General features: G+C 47.7%; 17 protein-coding genes. 15 read left to right on the forward strand and 2 right to left on the reverse strand.

Features of this window, described 5'->3' with window-relative positions; translation table 11 throughout:
• Window positions 1-14: 14 nt before the first annotated feature.
• Both IT233_09925 and IT233_09930 read left to right on the forward strand, forming a co-directional pair.
• Complete coding sequence (locus IT233_09925) at window positions 15-977, forward strand: acetyl-CoA carboxylase carboxyltransferase subunit alpha (GenBank protein ID MCC7302948.1); 963 nt, start codon at window positions 15-17, stop codon at window positions 975-977.
• A gap of 43 nt (window positions 978-1,020) precedes the next feature.
• Entirely contained in the window at window positions 1,021-1,857 is an 837-nt protein-coding gene (locus IT233_09930; GenBank protein ID MCC7302949.1) for a hypothetical protein, read from the forward strand.
• A gap of 42 nt (window positions 1,858-1,899) precedes the next feature.
• Here IT233_09930 and IT233_09935 read toward each other — a convergent pair whose 3' ends face one another.
• Window positions 1,900-3,195, reverse strand: coding sequence for a hypothetical protein (locus IT233_09935; protein ID MCC7302950.1), 1,296 nt, complete (start codon window positions 3,193-3,195; stop codon window positions 1,900-1,902).
• Window positions 3,196-3,411: 216 nt separating this feature from the next.
• Between IT233_09935 and dnaB the strand changes: the two genes are divergently transcribed.
• Genes dnaB through IT233_09950 form a run of 3 tightly spaced genes read left to right on the forward strand, consistent with a single transcriptional unit; the run spans window position 3,412 to window position 7,555 of the window.
• Window positions 3,412-4,986 carry a replicative DNA helicase gene (gene dnaB, locus IT233_09940; GenBank protein MCC7302951.1) on the forward strand — a complete coding sequence of 525 codons (1,575 nt, stop codon included), beginning with the start codon at window positions 3,412-3,414 and terminating at the stop codon, window positions 4,984-4,986.
• A gap of 43 nt (window positions 4,987-5,029) precedes the next feature.
• The gene (locus tag IT233_09945; GenBank protein ID MCC7302952.1) at window positions 5,030-6,295 is read left to right on the forward strand and encodes an asparagine synthetase B; all 1,266 of its coding nucleotides are present in this window, start codon (window positions 5,030-5,032) and stop codon (window positions 6,293-6,295) included.
• 27 nt (window positions 6,296-6,322) lie between these two features.
• Complete coding sequence (locus IT233_09950; GenBank protein MCC7302953.1) at window positions 6,323-7,555, forward strand: hypothetical protein; 1,233 nt, start codon at window positions 6,323-6,325, stop codon at window positions 7,553-7,555.
• On the opposite strand, the gene IT233_09955 is transcribed toward IT233_09950, so the two are convergent.
• A complete protein-coding gene (locus IT233_09955) occupies window positions 7,552-8,778 on the reverse strand; it encodes a 4-hydroxy-3-methylbut-2-enyl diphosphate reductase (GenBank protein ID MCC7302954.1) in 1,227 nt (408 codons plus the stop codon). The two genes, IT233_09950 and IT233_09955, sit on opposite strands and share 4 nt — an antisense overlap.
• A 32-nt stretch (window positions 8,779-8,810) precedes the next feature.
• Here IT233_09955 and IT233_09960 point away from each other — a divergent pair, with 32 nt between their 5' ends.
• The 10 genes from IT233_09960 (at window position 8,811) to dnaA (ending at window position 19,806) form a co-directional block, all read left to right on the forward strand.
• Window positions 8,811-10,247, forward strand: coding sequence for an aminotransferase class I/II-fold pyridoxal phosphate-dependent enzyme (locus IT233_09960; protein MCC7302955.1), 1,437 nt, complete (start codon window positions 8,811-8,813; stop codon window positions 10,245-10,247).
• A gap of 32 nt (window positions 10,248-10,279) precedes the next feature.
• Entirely contained in the window at window positions 10,280-12,499 is a 2,220-nt protein-coding gene (locus tag IT233_09965; GenBank protein ID MCC7302956.1) for a bifunctional (p)ppGpp synthetase/guanosine-3',5'-bis(diphosphate) 3'-pyrophosphohydrolase, read from the forward strand.
• Window positions 12,500-12,530: 31 nt separating this feature from the next.
• The gene (locus tag IT233_09970; protein ID MCC7302957.1) at window positions 12,531-13,004 is read left to right on the forward strand and encodes a transcriptional repressor; all 474 of its coding nucleotides are present in this window, start codon (window positions 12,531-12,533) and stop codon (window positions 13,002-13,004) included.
• Window positions 13,005-13,009: 5 nt separating this feature from the next.
• Window positions 13,010-13,354: an STAS domain-containing protein gene (locus IT233_09975; GenBank protein ID MCC7302958.1), complete on the forward strand. Its 345-nt coding sequence runs from the start codon at window positions 13,010-13,012 to the stop codon at window positions 13,352-13,354.
• A gap of 5 nt (window positions 13,355-13,359) precedes the next feature.
• Window positions 13,360-14,640 carry an adenylosuccinate synthase gene (locus tag IT233_09980; GenBank protein MCC7302959.1) on the forward strand — a complete coding sequence of 427 codons (1,281 nt, stop codon included), beginning with the start codon at window positions 13,360-13,362 and terminating at the stop codon, window positions 14,638-14,640.
• Window positions 14,641-14,664: 24 nt separating this feature from the next.
• Window positions 14,665-16,200 carry an organic solvent tolerance protein OstA gene (locus IT233_09985; GenBank protein ID MCC7302960.1) on the forward strand — a complete coding sequence of 512 codons (1,536 nt, stop codon included), beginning with the start codon at window positions 14,665-14,667 and terminating at the stop codon, window positions 16,198-16,200.
• 18 nt (window positions 16,201-16,218) lie between these two features.
• Window positions 16,219-16,584: a phage holin family protein gene (locus IT233_09990; protein MCC7302961.1), complete on the forward strand. Its 366-nt coding sequence runs from the start codon at window positions 16,219-16,221 to the stop codon at window positions 16,582-16,584.
• Between the two features lie 2 nt (window positions 16,585-16,586).
• The gene (locus IT233_09995) at window positions 16,587-17,327 is read left to right on the forward strand and encodes a 5'-nucleotidase C-terminal domain-containing protein (protein ID MCC7302962.1); all 741 of its coding nucleotides are present in this window, start codon (window positions 16,587-16,589) and stop codon (window positions 17,325-17,327) included.
• Entirely contained in the window at window positions 17,320-18,252 is a 933-nt protein-coding gene (locus IT233_10000; protein ID MCC7302963.1) for a metallophosphatase, read from the forward strand. Before IT233_09995 ends, IT233_10000 begins: the two co-directional genes overlap by 8 nt.
• A gap of 126 nt (window positions 18,253-18,378) precedes the next feature.
• Window positions 18,379-19,806: a chromosomal replication initiator protein DnaA gene (gene dnaA, locus IT233_10005; GenBank protein MCC7302964.1), complete on the forward strand. Its 1,428-nt coding sequence runs from the start codon at window positions 18,379-18,381 to the stop codon at window positions 19,804-19,806.
• Window positions 19,807-19,850 lie beyond the last annotated feature (44 nt).

Here is a 19,850-nt window from a genome sequence, read left to right on the forward strand (position 1 = left end):
CCGAAAAAAAAGAGATGGCATTTCTGGACTTTGAAAAACCGATCGAGGAACTCAGCAGGGAGCTGGAAAAACTGAAGGAAACCGGAGAAAAAGCAAAGGTAGATATCAGCCAGGCGGTAGCGGAACTGGAGAAGAAAATCGAAGATACGCGAAAAGAGATTTATTCAAATCTAAGCGCCTGGCAGCGAGTTCAGGTTTCTCGCCATCCCGACCGGCCCTACACACTGGCATATATCAACGCCGTGAGTGACAATACCTTTATGGAGTTACACGGAGATCGTAATGTATGGGATGATAAGGCAATGGTGGGAGGATTCGCAGAGGTAGACGGGCAAACCGTGATGTTTGTTGGCCAGCAAAAGGGCATCAATACGAAGATGCGTCAGATTCGTCGTTTCGGGATGGCTAATCCGGAAGGCTACCGTAAGGCCTTGCGGCTTTTTAAACTGGCAGAGAAATTCAACAAACCGATTGTCACTTTTATTGATACTCCCGGGGCCTATCCGGGGCTGGAAGCGGAGGAACGCGGGCAGGGCGAGGCGATAGCCCGGAATCTTTTTGAGATGGCCAAACTGCGGGTTCCGGTAATATGCATTATAATCGGAGAGGGTGCATCAGGCGGGGCGCTCGGAATCGGTATCGGCGACAGGGTTTTCATGTTGGAGAACACGTGGTATTCCGTTATCTCACCGGAATCCTGCTCCTCTATTCTTTGGAGAAGCTGGAATTTCAAGGAAAAGGCAGCAGACGCACTTAAACTCACCGCCGGCGATATGCTCAACAATCACCTGGTAGACGGGATGATCCGGGAACCTCTCGGAGGGGCCCATACCAATCATGATGAAATATTCTCAACAGTAAAAAAATGTATTATTCAAACCCTTGCGGAACTGAAACAGAAGACACCGGATCAGTTGGTAGCAGAACGAATCAGCAAATTCTGCTCCATGGGAGTGGTAAACGAATTAACCGATTAGAAATTCCCTTAAAATCTTATTTTTGCCACATCAATCTTAAACCATGAATCTGAAAACTCTCTTCCCGACCCTTCTTGCTGTATCATTTACAGCCGGACTGATTTCCTGCGGCGGCCAGGAATCAGAAGTAAAGCCCCTGGATTATCAGGAAACCAAGGACAGTGTAAACTTCGGCGCTCAGATCAGCATGGATCTGATCTCCGTGAACTTCCCGAGCCCATCTGCTTTAGGTAAAAAGATGAGCAATGCCGGAATCTCCTATAATAAGGGATTGTTTACCTCCAGTTCAAAATCTTATTCCACCAAGCCGGAGCAAGCATTCGGAATGGGTGTATTAGGAGCAGCCCTTGGCTATGCCTGCGCCTTTAACAACCCGCAGGATGCGCTGGAATACCTGGGCGCAGTAGGACGGCTGGCAGAACAGGTTGGAGTTGCCTCGGCATTTGACCAGGACTTCAATAAGCAGCTGATATCCAGCCTTGGTAAAACAGACACACAGGATGTGATGATTGATCACGCGTATAAAAAGGCAGAGCGCCACATGCGATCCAATGAGAGAATGCAGCTTGCCGGACTGATGGTTCTGGGCGGCTGGGTGGAAGGGCTTTATCTTGCCACTGAAATGCTTCACAGCAAGAAAGATGATCCGAAAGCAAAAGGACTGTATATGGAAGTATGGAATTATGTGTCCGCTTACCAGCACGTCCGCAAACTCCTGGATGAGTATAAAGGCAATGCAGACTACAAAACGTTCAATGAGGCCTTTACTGAATCAGAATCTGTTCTCAAGAACATGGCCTACAACACCACCTTTGGACCAAAAGATCTTGACACTCTGCGTGAAACCGTGCTCAAGCTCCGCGGAAAAGTAGTAAAATAACATTCGTTTATTCCTGCAGTAGCCCTGGTCCTTTGGCCAGGGTTACTTATTGTAACGCAGTTCAAGGTCCGTGACCGGTGCCGAATGCGTAATCGTATTGATCAGTGCACCGGTTTGGTAATTGTAGCGCCGGATCAAATTTCCCTCGATGGTAAAAATGTATTGTCCTGCGGGATCGTACAGCACTTTTGAGGCATTGACTCCCGGCACATGGGGCAGAAAACTATTATTCGAATAGGTGTACTTGTAAATATTTCCGTTAGAGTGCGCAATTAGATATGTTCCTGCATCTACGCGGGCCACAGAATTGATGGAACCCGATGGAACCGGATACGGGGTCCAGAAACCATTTGTGCTCACCTGGTAAATCTCCATCTTTCCCTGGCCTGCATCGTTCCCAAAACAGAAGATGTCATTGTTGTCCTTTGAATAAAACGCAACTACATCCTGATACATGTAGGTTTCCTGTATGCCAGCGCCGGTAGAACCGTTGAATAAAATTATTTTCCGGAATGCCGAAGTGAGTTCCTTTATATCCGCTACAATGTAGTTTCCCGTATGTGTTCCTATTCTGCGAACAGTCCAGTTAGGTGCCGCAATAGAATTGTACATGACATTACCGCTGTTGGTATACCCCCTGATGCGTCCGTCATAAAATGAAACATAAAGGTACTTCCCGCTCACCATGATGTCTGTAAAATAAGGATTGGAAGAAACAACAGGGCTGATGGTCCATGAAACCGAATTATCATCCAGTTCAATGGCCTGGGTGCTACCGGTATAATGTCCGCCAAAGTACAAATCCCCATACCATGAGCTTATTTCCATTTCCAGCAGATCACCGGAGAAAGTGCCGCATGGGACGATATTCTGCAGTGTGTCAATTTTATATAACTCCCTTGTATTCGGATTGGGCATACTGACGAAATACGGATTCAGGAGAACGAGCGGGGCCTCATTAATGTAAATCTGACGGAGCTTATAGGTGCCCGCGCTCCCGTCACTGGCATACACTTTTATGTAATAGTAACCAGAGGCAAGATGAATATCGCTCAATATATAATCCAGGGTAATAGTGGCAGGATTACCTGCCGGATTTACATTTACGGCCGGCATGGCCACTACGTTGGAAGCATCCAGCAGACTAACTGCAACTGAAGCGATGCGGTCGTTATCAGAAATTTCAAACTTTATATGAATGGTATCAAACACGTTGTATACCGTATTATCCGCCGGCTCCAGGAAATTGATCTCAGGAGGAGTGGATTGCTGATCATCCTTCTTACAGGATCCCAGAGCAAGAACGAGAAGGAACCAGTAAAAGCACCTGAATTTCATAGAATTTGTCCGAAAACATTTCAACGATTAAAGGTAGGCAAATTTCTCCTGTTCATAAGTTATTTGCCCTCTCTGCCAGTAAACACGCGGCTTTTGTAACTTTATGGAGACAATTGAAGTATTACTTGAAGTTGTTAATTCCTCCCTATCAACTTTCCGACAGCAGGTAACAGCGAAAAAAAACAGGAAGGTACTTTTGTACAAAGCATTTGAATCATGAGCAATCTGGACGAGCGAAAGAAGGAACGGGTCAATACACGCAAAGAGGCATTCAGCAAAATCTCACAGCAGCTTTATGAGATCGGGAAACTGCCGCCGCAGGCCGTAGATCTGGAAGAAGCGGTTTTGGGAGCGCTGATGCTTGACAAGGACGCGCTGACTGCGGTCATTGAGATTCTTAAGCCGAAAAGTTTTTACAAAGAGGCGCATGAGCGGATATTTTCCGCCATACAACGCTTGTTCTCCAAATCTGAACCAATCGACATTCTCACTGTTACACAGGAACTAAGAAAAAGCGGAGAACTGGAGATTGTAGGTGGAGCTTATTACATCTCCCAACTCACAAACCGGGTGGCGTCTGCAGCCAACGCGGAATATCATGCCCGTATTATTGCCCAGAAATACATTCAGCGTGAATTGATCAAAAGTTCTACGGAGATTATCCGCGACGCCTACGAAGAATCGTCCGATGTGTTCGATTTGCTGGATAAAGCCGAGAAAGGCCTTTTCGACATTGTTGATGGGAACGTTCGAAAGCAGTACGACGATATCCACACTCTGATGGGGAAGGCCATCAAGGAAATTGAGGCAGCAAGGCAGCTGAAAACAGGAATCACAGGAGTGCCCAGCGGCTTCACTGTGCTGGATAAGATTACTTCAGGCTGGCAGAAATCGGATCTGATCATTCTGGCTGCCCGTCCGGCAATGGGTAAAACAGCCTTCGTCCTTTCTCTGGCCCGCAACGCGGCCGTGCTGGCAGAAAAACCCGTGGCGGTATTCTCTCTGGAAATGTCCAATCTTCAGCTTGTGAACCGACTGATCTCCAGTGAAACGGAATTGCCGGCAGAAAAACTGAAAAAGGGCCAGCTGGAAGATTATGAATTTCAGCAACTGAATACTAAGATCACCCAATTGGCGGATGCCAAAATTTTTATTGACGACACTCCGGCCTTGAACATTTTCGAGTTACGTGCCAAAGCGCGGAAACTGGTGCATCAGCATAAAGTAGAACTCATCGTTATTGACTACCTGCAACTTATGCATGCAGGAGGAGAAAACAATAAATTCAACCGGGAACAGGAAGTGAGTACGATCTCGAGATCTTTGAAGAGTATTGCGAAAGAACTCAACATTCCCATCATTGCCCTTTCCCAGCTGAACCGCTCGGTGGAAGTACGGACGGGTTCAAAGAAACCTCAGCTAAGCGATCTTCGTGAATCAGGAGCCATTGAACAGGATGCGGACATGGTAGTTTTCCTGCATCGCCCGGAGTACTACGGTATGTTTGAGGACGAAAAAGGGAATCCCACCCATGGAATATGCGAGGTAATTATCGCGAAGCACCGGAATGGTCCCGTTACCAGTGTGAATGTCCGCTTCATTGATACCCTTGCCAAATTCGTTGAGCTTGAACCAGGAGCGGGCATGAGCAGTGTTAATACCGGCACGGCAACTCAGGTAAACACCATCAATCCGGACAATACTTTTCTCGATAACCCTAATACGATCACCCGTCAGAGCGAGAAATGGGACAACAGCCGGGACATTGAGGAGGACGAAACCCCATTTTAGGCAAATTCCGGCACTTTTTTTGTAATTTTCCGTTCTAAGGCTTATGAAGCGAATTGTCTTCTTTTGGACGGCATTTTTTTTCTCTGTGGTGGGGCATGCGGCTTACCTGCTTATCCCCATGGATCAAACCCAAAAGAATCACCTTAAGGCTTATGGGGTTGCTTATTGGGTGCTGAAACAGGAAGTGGACGTGCAATGGCTGCTGAATTACCGCGGGGGCAGCTTTATGATCAAGTACGATAAGAAATTTGAAAGTGAATGTATATTCCGCGGGGTCACCGCAGATGTGATTGCCGATGCACAAAGCACCGCCATTCTGGCTGAGATGGCCAACCCGGAAGTGAACATGGATGCCGTGAAACTGGAGAAACCTCCGAAAATTGCCGTGTACTCTCCGAAGACTAAACAACCATGGGATGATGCGGTAACACTCGTACTCACTTATGCTGAAATCCCATATGATGTGATCTATGATGAAGAGGTGATTCAGGACAAGTTATTAAAATACGACTGGCTCCACCTCCATCATGAAGATTTCACCGGCCAATACGGGCGGTTCTGGGCGCAATACCGCTTTGCCTCCTGGTACCAGGAGGAGCAGCGAAATTCCGAAGCCAGTGCCAAGGCGCTCGGATTCTCCAAAGTATCCGAACTAAAACTTGCGGTGGCAAAAAAAATCCGGGATTTTGTGGCCGGAGGAGGATTTTTATTCGCCATGTGCAGTGCCACCGACTCATACGACATTGCCCTTGCGGCAGAAGGAATTGATATTTGTGAAAGCATGTTTGATGGTGACGGCGCCGATCCAAATGCCTCTAACAAACTAGACTATTCCAAGTGCTTTGCCTTCACCGGATTCCGTCTCAAATCTAATCCAAGTGAATATGAGTTTTCCGATATTGACACCTACTTCACCCGGAGTCAGTATAATCTCGTGGAGCAAAATGACCTTTTTACACTCTTTGATTTTTCCGCCAAATGGGATCCCATTCCAACGATGCTCTGCCAGAATCATGAAACGGTGATCCGCGGTTTCTGGGGGCAAACGGTTTCCTTTAATAAAAAGTACCTGAAACCGGAGGTACTGGTGATGGGGGAATTAAAATCCGCCAACGAAGCCAGGTACATTCACGGCGATTTTGGAAAAGGAACATGGACATTTTATGGAGGGCACGATCCGGAAGACTACCAGCACCGGGTTGAAGATCCTCCAACAGATCTGAACCTGCATCCCAACTCCCCCGGCTACCGGCTGATTCTGAATAACATTCTTTTTCCGGCCGCCCGGAAAAAAAAGCAAAAGACCTGATTGCATGCAAAATCGTATTTTCGGGTCATGCCTGGCCGCATTCTAATTCTTTTAGTATTCCTGACCAACGCTCTTTCTGCACAGCAGGATTCATCCCTGAAGCATGAAATTGAATTCAGGAGCGACGCCTTTTTCAACTCCGACGCCATCACAGGCCGCTTCTTCCACGCGTTTTACCTGGGAAATTATCTGGACAGTGCCCTCAAATCCAAGGTGAGGGATCGCACGCGGTACATTTCGCGATGGGGCGCGGATCTTTCTTACGGAATTCAATGGAATTACAGCCCCGACAGTCTGTTTGGTAAAACAGGAATTCATCTGCAGGCCGGCCTTTTTGACCGGATGCATGCCAACGGAATTTTCTCCCATGATCTCTTTCACTTGGCTTTTTTCGGAAACGCTGATAAGGCCGGCGAAACGCTCGATCTGGGCAATTTCAGGTTAAATATGCTTCTGTATCAGCAGCTGCAGTTCGGTATCAGTTGGGAAGCGGACTCCACGAGACGTGGTCATGGTTTTGCGATTTCGCTGTTGAAAGGAGAACAGAATTACCAGCTGGATGTGAAACAAGCTGATTTGTATACCGCGCCTGACGGAACCTTTATTGACCTCAGCACCCGGATGGAATCTCACCAAACCGACACGGCCCACCGAGGACCGGGTGCCTTCAACGGCTTCGGAGTTTCGGCTGATATGTACTGGGAATTTCCGTACGTGACCTGGTTTCACGGCGGTGTGCTGAGTGTGGATCTCAATGACTTTGGCTTTATTGCCTGGAATAAACGATCACTGCACCACCGTCTCGATACGTTCTTACATTTTGAAGGTGTACAGGTAGATAATCTCTTCGATCTGCAGGAAGGAACCTTTCCGCAGATGAATGCTGATTCCGTATGGAAGAACAACATGAACTATTCCACCGGCTCCTATCTTACATTTCTTCCTGCCATCCTCAGCATCCGGGCCACTACCTATTATGGTAAGAAATTTATTGTTGAAAAAGGGATCAATTACCGTTTTATGGCAAATGCCCGCCCCTTTTACTACGGCTCCTTTGGCTGGAATATCACACGAGATGTTTTCACTGCGCTGAATGTGTCATACGGCGGCTATGGACGGCTCAATGCGGGCATGGAAGCGGAAGTGAAATTCGCAAAGCGTTTCAAACTGAATGTGCAATCGTATTATTTGACAGGACTCGCCTTGCCGGACATTACCGGCGGGTTAGGAGCCGCCTTCACTGCAGGAATCCGCTTTTAACTTAGTCCCAGCTTCCCCAGCCCTTCTTCAGGTGTTAATGCTCCGGGAAACAACGCAGCCAGTTGCCGGATCACCTCGTCTACCATGGAATCCGGGCAGGAGGCCCCGGAGGTGATCAATATGTCCGTCTGATCCTTTGCCGGAAAACTTAACACAGAACTCTCCTCTTGCCTCCGGTGTATATTGAAATGCATAATTTCTCCGTTCTTCTGAACGGAAGCGGCCGATTGAATAAAATAAACCGGCATCTTCTTTTCCAGAATCTCAACCAGGTGTGTAGTATTTGAACTATTGTATCCCCCGACCACGAAAGCACAGAAACCACCCTTCTCAGCCAAACGGATTGTTGCATCCTGGTTTTGATTAGTAGCATAACATAATGTGTCGCGGGTATCTGCAAAATGCATCTTCAGGTTCTCCTTTCCATACCGGCGCATCATTGCATTCCGAAAGAGCCCGGCGATTTCCTCCGTCTCTGATGCAAGCATGGTGGTTTGGTTGACAACACCCACATTTTGCAGGTGTTTGACAGGATCAAAACCCGGGGAATATTTCCCCTTGAATACCTCTAGAATTTCCTCCGCATTCACTTTTCCTTCAATATATCCCGTGAGAATCAAAGCCTCTTCCCTGTTAAGTACCACAAGAGAAGGCGAATGCAGGCTGCTGCGGGAAAAAGTTGCCCGTGTTTCCTCATGCTCTGCCTTCCCGTGTATGATTACCGAATATTTTTCTTCTCCCAGCCGGGCCGACCGGTTCCAAACTTTCTCCACGAACGGGCAGGTCGTGTCATACTTTTTTAACTCCAATCCTCTTTGCTGCAGCATAGTTACAACTTTCACCGATGCGCCGAAAGCAGGGATGATCACCACATCCTCGGGGGAGATCTCTTCCGGCGGGATGATTACCTTCCCGGCAGTGTCCATCAAAAAACGGACCCCCCGCTCTTCCAGATCCCGGTTGACGGCGGGATTGTGTATCATCTGAGAAACGAGGAAAATCCTTTTGCCCGGATTTTCACTCAAAGCGCGAAAGGCAATTTCAATGGCATTCTCCACCCCGTAACAAAAACCAAAATGCCGGGGAATAAAAAAACGAACCGGTCCTAAATCCAACAGCATCGGCTCAAGGCTCTCCCGCCGGGGATCCTGCATAGCCTGCAGAGCTTTCATCCGCGAAATAACCGGACTCCGGTAAAAAGAAGGTACATCAAACTTCTTCACAACACAAAGGTACATTTATTACTTTCGCCGGTATGGACTACAGAAGAAAGCTGCACTCACTTGAACAAGTCTCCTCTTTACTGGAACCTTCCCCCGCCTTTCGGGCGGAAGTGCGTGAGGAAGTGGTTCAGTATGCGGAGAAATTTCTTAACGCTATCCACACCCTGCCTGCCTTTGAATTTCCCCGCCCAGGATCAAAAATACCTGGAGGTTTATTTCCCGGAAATGACCCTGTACCTATCGGCACACTTCTGGACGCGCTGAAGAAAGATGTTGATACTCCCGGGCTGAATCCTGCATCCGGAGGACACCTGGGGTATATTCCCGGAGGCGGAATATACTTTTCAGCACTGGGAGACTATTTGGCGGATATCTTTAACCGGTATGCCGGAATTTTCTATGCCGGTCCGGGAGCCGTGCGAATGGAAAATCTTCTGATCCGGTGGATGGCACGCATCACGGGATTTCCCGAAGAAGCCGCCGGCAACCTCACTTCGGGAGGCAGTCTGGCCAATCTCATGGCAATTGTAACCGCGAGGGACGCAAAAAATATTGGTCCGGAAAAAATCCGAAGCTCCGTGATCTATCTCTCCGAACAGAGTCATCATTCTGTACAGAAGGCGATCCGCATTTCCGGCTTGTCTGAATGCGTTCACCGGCATGTCCGCCTCGACTCAAATTTCCGAATGAAACCGGATCACCTGAAAGAACTTCTGCAACAAGACAAAGCGGCAGGGCTTGACCCTTTTCTTCTGGTTGCCAATGCCGGCACCACCGATACAGGAGCAATTGATCCGTTGGAAGATTTATCCGAAATTAGCAGAGCGAACGGCATGTGGATGCATGTGGATGCCGCCTACGGTGGTTTTTTTGTACTGACCGACCAAGGAAGTAAAAAACTGAAAGGCATGAGCCTTGCGGATTCGCTTACCATTGATCCGCACAAGGGTCTTTTTCTCCCGTATGGCCTTGGTACGGTGCTGGTAAAAAACAAGCTGCACCTCAATGCTTCCCACCGGTACACAGCGAATTACATGCAGGATTCATTACAGGCAAACGAAGAACTCTCTCCCGCAGACCTGTCACCGGAACTCACCAAACATTTCCGCGGGTTGCGGCTCTGGCTTCCTTTGCTGTTACACGGCACCGCCCCCTTTACCGCCTGCCTGGAGGAAAAACTACTGCTTGCCTTGTATTTCCATGAAGAGTTACAAAAGATAGGGTTCCGGGTGGGACCGCCACCGGATCTATCAGTGGTGATTTACCGTTTTATTCCGAAGCAGGGGGATGCAGATGCGTTCAACCTGGCCCTCCAGGAAAAGGTTGTCAGAGACGGAAGAGTTTTCATATCCTCCACGCGGATTGATGGTGAGGTCTGGCTGCGCTTTGCCTGCCTCGCATTCCGGACACATCTTTCAACCATCGACACCCTTCTGGAAGTACTCAGGAATGAGACCAAAAACCGGTAAATATTCCCTGCATTCCGTAACTTTACACTGATATGGGAGACGCTTTGATTGATCTCGAAGCGGAGAAAAAGGAGATCCTCAAACGGTATCGTTCTCTGCTACGCGCCTGCAAGAGAAAGCAGGAGAAGGGCGACCGTGTGCTTATCCGGAAGGCCTTTGAACTGGCGCTGGAGGCTCATAAAGATATGCGGCGTAAATCCGGGGAACCTTATATTTACCATCCCATTGCAGTTGCACGCATCTGTGCTGAGGAGATTGGCCTTGGAATCACTTCCGTTATCTGTGCGCTTCTTCATGACGTAGTTGAAGACACGGATCTTTCTCTGGACGATATCCAGGGCATGTTCGGAGACAAGGTAGCCCAGATCATTGATGGGCTTACCAAGATTCAGGGAGTTTTCGACGCTTCCAAATCCATACAGGCCGAGAATTTCCGGAAAGTGCTGCTCACACTGAGCGACGACGTACGCGTGATACTCATTAAGCTGGCCGACCGTTTGCACAATATGCGAACCCTCAGCAGCATGAAGAGAGACAAACAGCTGAAAATCGCCTCCGAAACATTGTACCTGTACGCACCCCTCGCCCACCGTCTCGGGCTGAATGCCATTAAAACCGAACTGGAGGATCTCTCGCTTCAGTACACGGAGCCTGAAGTCTATTTTGACATTGAGAAAAAACTGAGGGAGAGCGAACCGGAACGAAAGAAATACATTAACAAATTCATCATCCCGCTTAAGGATAGCCTGGAAGAGACAAAACTAAAGTTCAAGATTTTTGGCCGCCCGAAATCCATTTTCTCCATTGCCAATAAGATTAAAAGCAAAGGAGTACCTTTTGAAGAGGTATTTGACATCTTCGCCATCCGCATCATTATTGATTCGGAAGGTGAAAGGGAAAAAGCCGATTGCTGGAGGGTTTATTCTGTGGTAACGGATCACTACCAGCCGAACCCCGACCGACTGCGTGATTGGGTAAGCACACCTAAAGCCAACGGATATGAATCGTTGCATACAACGGTAATGGGACCAGACGGCCGCTGGGTGGAGGTTCAGATACGTACGACCCGAATGGATGAACTGGCCGAAAAAGGACTGGCAGCACACTGGAAATACAAGGAAAGCGCTGCGGAAAGAGAGAGCCAGCTTGAGGAATGGATCCGTCGTATCCGGGAAATGCTGGAAAGTCCGGCAGAAGATGCCCTGGACTTTATTGATGACTTTAAACTGAATCTCTTCGCCGATGAAATCTTTGTCTTTACACCGAAAGGAGAAATGCGTACACTGCCTTCCGGATCCACAGCACTTGACTTTGCATTCGATATTCATACAAAGGTAGGAGAGACCTGTATTGCGGCGAAAGTAAATCATAAGCTGGTGCCGCTTTCCCACAAACTGAACAGCGGTGACCAGGTGGAGATTATCAACAGCAGCAAACAGGCACCTAAGGAAGATTGGATCACCTATGTGATAACCGCCAAAGCGAAATCAAAGATTAAAGCAGCGCTCAAAGAAGAAAAGAAAAAAATTGCCGACGAAGGAAGAGATATGCTGGAACGGAAATTCACCCACCTTAAAATAGAATTTACTGTACAGAACATCAATGATGTGGCAAATTTTTTCAAACTCCCCTCCTCCCAGGAACTGTTCTACCGCATAGCGAGGGGAGTGATTGACCTGAAACATCTTAAAGAGTACCAGAAACAGCGGGAGAAGGAACGTACCCATCAGACCACCCCCAACAAAAAACCCGAAAAAGCCAATCTGGAAGATATTGTAGCGGGCGTAAGAGGAAAAACCGATATGCTGGTGATTGGTGAAAACCTTAAAAAAATTGATTATAAACTTTCTCCCTGCTGTTCCCCCATTCCCGGCGACGATGTCTTCGGATTCATTACCATCAGCGACGGAATTAAAATTCACCGGGTCAACTGTCCCAATGCCCTGGAACTGATGAGCAACTATGCTTACCGCATTGTGAAAGCCCGCTGGATGAATCAGGAGATGATCTCCTTCCTGGCAGGGATCAAGGTTACCGGCATAGATGAGATGGGCATTGTGAACCGGATCACACAGATCATTTCTTCAGAGCTGAATGTGAACATGCGTTCTATTTCTTTTGATACCGACGATGGTATATTCGACGGAACCATCATGGTTTTTGTCCATGATACGGATCACCTGACCGGCCTGATGCAGAAACTCAAACAGGTTCAGGGAGTTCTGACGGTCAGCAGGATGGACACCAACTGAGCACCTGAGCCTAATTTCCTTATCTTTAGGCATGCCCGAAAAGAAAGACATTCACCTGCGGGTGAAAGGCATTTTTACCGAATACCTGGAACGAAACGGCCACCGGAAAACACCCGAACGCTTCGCGATCCTCGACGAAATCTATTCCCATTCAGGGCATTTTGATATTGAAGGTCTGTACATCCACATGAAAAACAAAAAGTACAGAGTAAGCAGGGCCACGCTTTATAATACAATTGAGTTACTCCTGGAGTGCAATCTGGTTACCCGACATCAGTTCGGGAAAAATCTGGCACAGTTTGAGCGCTCTTTTCAGTACCGGCAGCATGACCACCTCATTTGTCAGGATTGCGGTAAGGTATTTGAATTCTGCGACCCCCGTATACAGCAGATTCAGCAAACTGCCGGAGAAATTCTTAACTTCGACATCAGTCATCACAGCCTCAACCTCTTCGGCAAATGCAAGCGGCTGGCCTCCGAAGGGAATTGTGAAAATCAAAAATAAGAAGTATGCAATTCAGTCATCAGGTAAAAGAAGAAATGGGTATCGTTGTGTGCAGCCTGCACGGCGAACTCATTGATAAGAACCAGGCTGCCGCCTTTGTAGAGGAAACGGACAAGCTGATTGCTTCCGGAAAACTGAAAGTAGTACTGGACCTGGGTGAGCTGAAGTACATCAATTCTTCCGGGCTGAATGTACTGATCAATATGCTTACCCGTGCCCGTAAAAACGGTGGCGAAACAATCATCGCGAATGTATCTCCCAAAGTAAAAGAGCTCCTCGTGATTACTAAACTGAACACCGTGTTTACCGTAACAGAAAGTGTAGATAAAGCCATCTCAAAACTCAAATAACAAGCATGAAAGCGGATGTACTGTTAGGATTACAGTGGGGCGACGAAGGAAAGGGAAAGATTGTGGACGTTATCACCCCGGGATACGACATGGTTTGCCGTTTCCAGGGCGGACCAAATGCCGGGCATACTCTTGAATTCAACGGAATCAAGCATGTTCTGCACATTATACCATCGGGCATCTTCAGAGAAAACTGTATGAACGTGGTCGGAAACGGGGTGGTATTGGACCCTGTGGTATTCCATAAGGAGATCAGTGCCCTGCGAAAAATGGGAGTGGAGGTAGAGAAAAAGCTGCTTATCTCCAACCGGGCCCACCTTATTCTTCCCAGCCACCGCCTCCTTGACGCAGCCTCTGAGTCAGCCAAAGGCAAAGAAAAAATCGGAAGCACGCTTAAAGGTATTGGTCCCACATATATGGATAAGACCGGGCGAAACGGACTCCGGGTGGGAGATATTAAACTGCCGAATTTTAAAGAAAAGTATCAGCAACTGGTAAACAAACACCGGCAGATCCTGGATGCATACGGGTTCACTTATAATCTGCAGGAGCATGAACCTGAATTTTTCCGGTGTGTGGAAGAACTAAATAAACTGAACCATATTGATGGCGAGCATTTCCTCAATGCTGAATTGGCAAAAGGAAAAACGGTGCTGGCAGAAGGCGCACAAGGATCGCTGCTCGATATTGATTTTGGAACTTATCCGTTCGTAACCTCCTCCAACACCATTTGTGCAGGAGCCTGTACCGGACTGGGAATTGCACCCTCCCGCATCGGAAGAGTACTCGGTATTTTCAAAGCCTATTGTACACGGGTAGGCAGCGGACCTTTTCCTACGGAACTGACAGATGACACCGGTGAGCTTATCCGCAAAACCGGCAATGAATTCGGCTCCACCACCGGGCGCCCGCGCCGATGCGGCTGGTTAGATCTGCCGGCACTGAAATACGCCATTATGATCAACGGGGTTACCGAACTGATCATGATGAAAGCCGACGTACTCAATCCTATTGCCACCATCAAGGTCTGCACCCATTACGAGGTAGGTGGAAAAAAAACAGATCAATTGCCCTTCGATCTCTGTCAGGTGGAAGCCCGGCCAGTTTATAAAGAGCTGAAAGGCTGGAACAGATCTCTTGAATCGGTTGGCAGTGCTGAAAATATGCCCAGGGAATTACTGGATTACATCCATTTTATCGAAACAGAAACCGGCGTTCCCGTTTCCATTGTTTCGGTAGGACCCGACCGAAAACAGACGATCATCCGTAACGGCGTTTTGGTCTGATTCTTGCGGCGAACAGGTCCCTTTATGAACCGGCTTCCGCTATTGACGCTCCTTTTCCTTCTGACGGGAACTCCCTGCCTCGTACATGCACAAAAAAAAGGCGGCAAGAAGAAGATCGAGTTTTCCGCCAAAAGAACATCCTTCAGCAAAAATATCGGCAAGGGAGCAACACGTCTGATCGGCAACGTCCGATTCCGCCACGAGGGTGTAGAAATGTTCTGCGACAGCGCCTGGCTCTATGACGATCAGACACTGGAAGCTTTTAACAATGTACATATATCCCAGGGCGACAGCATTCATCTTTATGGCGATGTGCTGAAATATAATGGCAACACCCGGAAGGCAGAATTGCAGAAAAACATCCGGATGATGGACAGGGAAATGACCCTGACCACACAGGTTCTCTATTTCGATATCAAAGAACAGGTTGCTAATTATACCGGAGGCGGAAAGATTGAAACTTCTGAGAACATTCTTACCAGCGAATACGGCTATTATTTCACGAAAGGGAAAGAGCTGGGGTTCAAAAAAAACGTAGTACTGGTAAATCCGGAATATACTATGAAGAGTGACACCCTCCGCTACAATACCCAAACCAAAGTAGCGTGGTTCCATGGCCCTACCACCATTACTTCCCCCGGGAATTTCATCTACTGTGAAGACGGCTATTACGACACATGGAATGACCTGAGCCGGTTCTCAAGGAATTCTTATATCCTGTCGGGAAAGCAGATGCTCAGGGGCGACAGTTTATTTTATGACCGGAAAAAAGGGCTGGGCCGCGCGAAAAACAACATCCTGATCATTGATTCGGCGGAGAAAGTCACCATTCAGGGGCAATTCGCAGAATATTATGAGCAAAGCGGCACGTCCTTCGTGAGCGGAAAGGCATTCATGACCCAGGTTTATGAGGAGGACACACTGTATCTGGGAGCTGACACCCTTCACTCCTCTTTTGAGATGAAAGATTCTGCCGGTGCCATGTACCCGGACCGGAAAGCAAGGCTGCTCAAAGCGTATCGTAAAGTGAAAATTTACAAAAGTGACCTGCAAGGCTCTTGTGACTCTCTGGTCTATGAATACCGCGATTCAGGTATGGTATTGTATCATCGTCCGCTGTTGTGGTCAGAGAAAATGCAAATATCAGGAGAACAGATCCGAATTCAAACCGGGGGCGGGGAAATCAGGAAACTCTACGTGGAAGGCGCGGCCTTCATGATTTCCGCCGAGGATACCATTCGCTTCAACCAGATAAAAGGCAAAAGACTGACCGGATATTTTATAAAAAATGAATTGTATAAAATACATGTGGAAGGAAACGGGCAAACACTTTATTATGTACGGGATAACAAAAAGATGATAGGACAGAACCGGACCGATTGCAGCGAGATGGATATCTATATGAATGACACTGATATCCGGAAGATCACCTTTCTGGACAAACCGGATGGAAAAGTAACCCCTCTTTCTATGCTCAGCGGACAGGACCTGAGACTCAAGGGGTTCGGCTGGTTCCCGGAACGGCGCCCAACGCGTGATGAGGTATGTGGTAAAAAATAGATTGATTATTTTTCAGGAATGAAATTCATCATCAAACTCTGTATTTCCTCCCTGGCGGTAATGCTAACCGCCTATCTTCTACCGGGAGTGGAAATCGCCAACGATAATTTCCTGACTGCAGTCATTGTTGCAGCGGTACTGGCCTTTCTTAACAGCATATTAAAACCGGTTATGGTCTTGCTTACCATTCCTGTAACCGTATTTACGCTGGGACTTTTTCTTGTGGTAATCAATGCAGTCATCATTCTGCTTGCAGATAAACTTGTGGACGGATTTTATGTGAGCGGGTTCTGGAGCGCTTTGGCTTTTTCTCTGGTTTTGTCGCTCGTCACTTCCGTTTTCGAATCCATCCGGAGCCAGGACCAACGCCGGGCTGACCCATGAGGATGTTTCCATTATACACTTTGTTGCTGCTGCTGGCCTGCCGGCCCCCCGTAAGCATTCAGGATTCACGGGCAGATGTGATCCGCCTCTCCGACAGTACCGGAGGAAAAGACAGCCTCACGGAACGAATCATTGCGCCATACAGGGAAAAGCTGGAGAAAGACATGAACGAAGTGCTGGGATATGCCGATACCCTTCTTGAAAAGGGGCAGCCTGAAAGCCTATTGGGTAATGCCGTGGCAGATCTGGTGCTGATCAGGGGAAACCTGCGACTGTCCGGCACGCACGGTTATACCGCTCAGGTTTGTCTCCTTAATAACGGAGGCTTGCGTACCTCCATTCCAAAAGGCCCGATTACCAGGGGAAAAATATATGAACTCATGCCTTTTGAGAACCAACTGGTCGCACTTACAATTACCGGCCAGCAAATGTCGGACCTCGCTGCCTATCTTGCTTCCTCTGGTGGCATGCCGGTCTCGGGTATACAAATGAAGATCGTGAATAAATCCCCTGCAGTGGTGATCGTAAATGGTACTGAATTAAACAAAAAGACCAATTATGTGATCCTCACCTCTGATTATCTTGCAGCCGGAGGCGATAAAATGAGCTTTTTCAGTAACCCTGTGAAAACCGATACGTTAGACTACCTGTTACGGGACGCTATTATTGATCACATTCGGTCTCTGCAGCTGGAAGGAAAGAAACTAAGTGGTAAAAAAGACGGAAGAATAAGATATGAGTGATCGCCGGGCCTTCATCCGGCAACTGGTGGCCGGAGGGATAGGGCTCTCGTTTCTCGAGAGTTACGGAAGTTTGTTGCCGGATCCGGCCGAATTTGTAAAACTTACTGTACTGCATACCAACGATGTGCATTCCCACATTGATCCCTTCCCCAACAATGATCCACGTTATCCCGGCTGGGGCGGGGCCGGCAGACGGGCCGCCCTGATTCGCCGTATCCGCCAGGAGGAAACACATGTTCTTCTGCTGGATGCCGGAGACACATTTCAGGGTACTCCCTATTTCAACTACTACGGAGGTGAACTGGAATTCAAACTGATGACCGAAATGGGGTATGATGCCTCAACGATTGGCAATCACGACTTTGATAACGGCCTGGAGGGGCTGGAAAAGCAGCTGCCACACGCCGGATTTCCTTTCCTCTGCTCCAATTACGATTTCAGCAACACGGTGCTGCATGATAAAACACTTGCCTACAAAATATTCCAGAAAGGGCCATTAAAAATCGGTGTGTTTGGTCTTGGAATTGAGCTGGAGGGACTTGTGATGAAAAAAAACTACGGAAAAACAATCTACAAGGACCCTATCCGGACTGCCGCACATTATGCCCGCTTTTTACGATACGATCTTGGATGTGATCTGGTGATCTGCCTCTCACACCTGGGCTATAAGTACCCGAACAAAAAGTTTTCCGATACCGATCTTGCAGAAATTTCCAGGAACATTGACCTGATCATAGGCGGACATACACATACGTTACTGGAAAAGCCGGTTACTGTAAAAAATTCCGCAGGAAAACAAGTACTTGTGTCACAAGTAGGCTGGGGAGGAGTTGCCCTTGGGAGGATAGATTATTTTTTCCATATAAAAAAGAAAAAAAATACCGCTTCCGGCAAGGGAATAATTATTTCTGACAAAGTCAAGTGATAATGCAGATTTTCATCTACTTTTTTTAAAAAAAATTACCCCCTGAATCGAAACATCGTTATATATTTACCACGCAGTCGAAAAATGCACGTTTTGCATTAGAAATCTGAAGATACTTTTTGAATGATGAGCAGTAAAGACCACAATAAAGTTTGGGAAAAATGTCTGAATGTTATCCGAGATAACGTAAGCCCCCAAAGTTTTAAAACGTGGTTCGAACCTATTAAGCCCGTCAAGCTTCAGGCAAACGTACTGACCATCCAGGTCCCCAGCCAGTTCTTTTATGAGTGGCTGGAAGAGCATTATATCACACTTTTGAAGAAAACGATCCGGAAAGAACTGGGTGCGGAAGGCCGTCTGGAGTATTCCATTATTATGGAGAACCCCTATGCCGCTAAACCTTACACAGTTAAGATCCCAACCTCGCGCAAGGATATCAAAAATCCGGCTGTGGCAATGCCGATTGATGTTTCCCAGAACGTGATTCGTAACCCATTCATCATCCCGGGACTAAAGAAGGTTAGTGTGGAGTCCCAACTAAATCCCAACTATACGTTCGACAACTTCGTTGAGGGAGATTGTAACCGCCTGGCCCGCTCTGCCGGCTTTGCCGTTGCTAACAAGCCGGGAGGAACTGCTTTTAACCCTCTCTTTATATATGGTGGTGTAGGACTGGGGAAAACCCACCTTGCACATTCTATCGGAATCCGCATAAAAGACCTGTTCCCGGGTAAGACCGTACTTTACGTTTCATCGGAGAAGTTCACCCATCAGTTCATTGATGCAGTTCGCAACAACAGCACCAACGATTTCATCCACTTTTACCAGATGATAGATGTCCTCATTATTGATGATGTCCAGTTCTTCGCCGGTAAAGACAAAACTCAGGATGTGTTTTTCCATATATTCAATCATCTGCATCAAACCGGTAAACAACTGGTACTCACCGCGGATAAGCCCCCGGTGGAAATGCAGGGCATGGAACAGCGCCTTCTCAGCCGCTTCAAGTGGGGACTTTCTGCCGACCTGCAGTCGCCCGACCTGGAAACCCGTATCGCCATTTTGGAGAAAAAACTCTACAACGATGGCATTGAATTGTCACGGGATGTAGTGGAATACCTTGCCTATAGCATCACCACCAATGTTCGTGAGCTCGAAGGTGCCTTAATCTCCCTCCTTGCTCAGGCTTCCCTGAACAAGAAGCAGATTACGATTGATCTGGCCAAACAGATGATAGACAAGTTCGTGAAGAACACCGCACGCGAAGTGTCTATTGATTATATTCAGAAAGTTGTTTGTGACTATTTCGACCTGCCGATCGAACTTCTGAAATCCAAAACCCGGAAACGGGAAGTGGTTCAGGCCCGCCAGATTGCCATGTATTTTGCCAAACACATGACCAAATCCTCTTTGGCAACAATCGGGATGCATTGCGGTGGCAAAGACCATGCAACGGTGCTCCATGCCTGTCGTACGGTTAATAATCTTATGGACACCGACAAGCGGTTCAAAGCCTACATTGAAGAACTGGAGAAAAAGATAAGTATCCAGTAACACGGCCTTACATATTTAGGAAAACAGGAGCCAGCAGGTTCCTT

The sequence above is a fragment of the Bacteroidia bacterium genome, assembly GCA_020852255.1.
In the GTDB taxonomy this organism is placed as follows: Bacteria; Bacteroidota; Bacteroidia; order JADZBD01; family JADZBD01; genus JADZBD01.

What these genes read in the sequence shown, in the direction of transcription:
- IT233_09925 (MCC7302948.1), top strand. Translation starts at nt 15, where the DNA reads ATGGCATTTCTGGACTTTGAAAAACCGATCGAGGAACTCAGCAGGGAG.
- IT233_09930 (MCC7302949.1), top strand. Translation starts at nt 1,021, where the DNA reads ATGAATCTGAAAACTCTCTTCCCGACCCTTCTTGCTGTATCATTTACA.
- IT233_09935 (MCC7302950.1), bottom strand. Translation starts at nt 3,195, where the DNA reads ATGAAATTCAGGTGCTTTTACTGGTTCCTTCTCGTTCTTGCTCTGGGA.
- dnaB (MCC7302951.1), top strand. Translation starts at nt 3,412, where the DNA reads ATGAGCAATCTGGACGAGCGAAAGAAGGAACGGGTCAATACACGCAAA.
- IT233_09945 (MCC7302952.1), top strand. Translation starts at nt 5,030, where the DNA reads ATGAAGCGAATTGTCTTCTTTTGGACGGCATTTTTTTTCTCTGTGGTG.
- IT233_09950 (MCC7302953.1), top strand. Translation starts at nt 6,323, where the DNA reads ATGCCTGGCCGCATTCTAATTCTTTTAGTATTCCTGACCAACGCTCTT.
- IT233_09960 (MCC7302955.1), top strand. Translation starts at nt 8,811, where the DNA reads ATGGACTACAGAAGAAAGCTGCACTCACTTGAACAAGTCTCCTCTTTA.
- IT233_09965 (MCC7302956.1), top strand. Translation starts at nt 10,280, where the DNA reads ATGGGAGACGCTTTGATTGATCTCGAAGCGGAGAAAAAGGAGATCCTC.
- IT233_09970 (MCC7302957.1), top strand. Translation starts at nt 12,531, where the DNA reads ATGCCCGAAAAGAAAGACATTCACCTGCGGGTGAAAGGCATTTTTACC.
- IT233_09975 (MCC7302958.1), top strand. Translation starts at nt 13,010, where the DNA reads ATGCAATTCAGTCATCAGGTAAAAGAAGAAATGGGTATCGTTGTGTGC.
- IT233_09980 (MCC7302959.1), top strand. Translation starts at nt 13,360, where the DNA reads ATGAAAGCGGATGTACTGTTAGGATTACAGTGGGGCGACGAAGGAAAG.
- IT233_09985 (MCC7302960.1), top strand. Translation starts at nt 14,665, where the DNA reads ATGAACCGGCTTCCGCTATTGACGCTCCTTTTCCTTCTGACGGGAACT.
- IT233_09990 (MCC7302961.1), top strand. Translation starts at nt 16,219, where the DNA reads ATGAAATTCATCATCAAACTCTGTATTTCCTCCCTGGCGGTAATGCTA.
- IT233_09995 (MCC7302962.1), top strand. Translation starts at nt 16,587, where the DNA reads ATGTTTCCATTATACACTTTGTTGCTGCTGCTGGCCTGCCGGCCCCCC.
- IT233_10000 (MCC7302963.1), top strand. Translation starts at nt 17,320, where the DNA reads ATGAGTGATCGCCGGGCCTTCATCCGGCAACTGGTGGCCGGAGGGATA.
- dnaA (MCC7302964.1), top strand. Translation starts at nt 18,379, where the DNA reads ATGAGCAGTAAAGACCACAATAAAGTTTGGGAAAAATGTCTGAATGTT.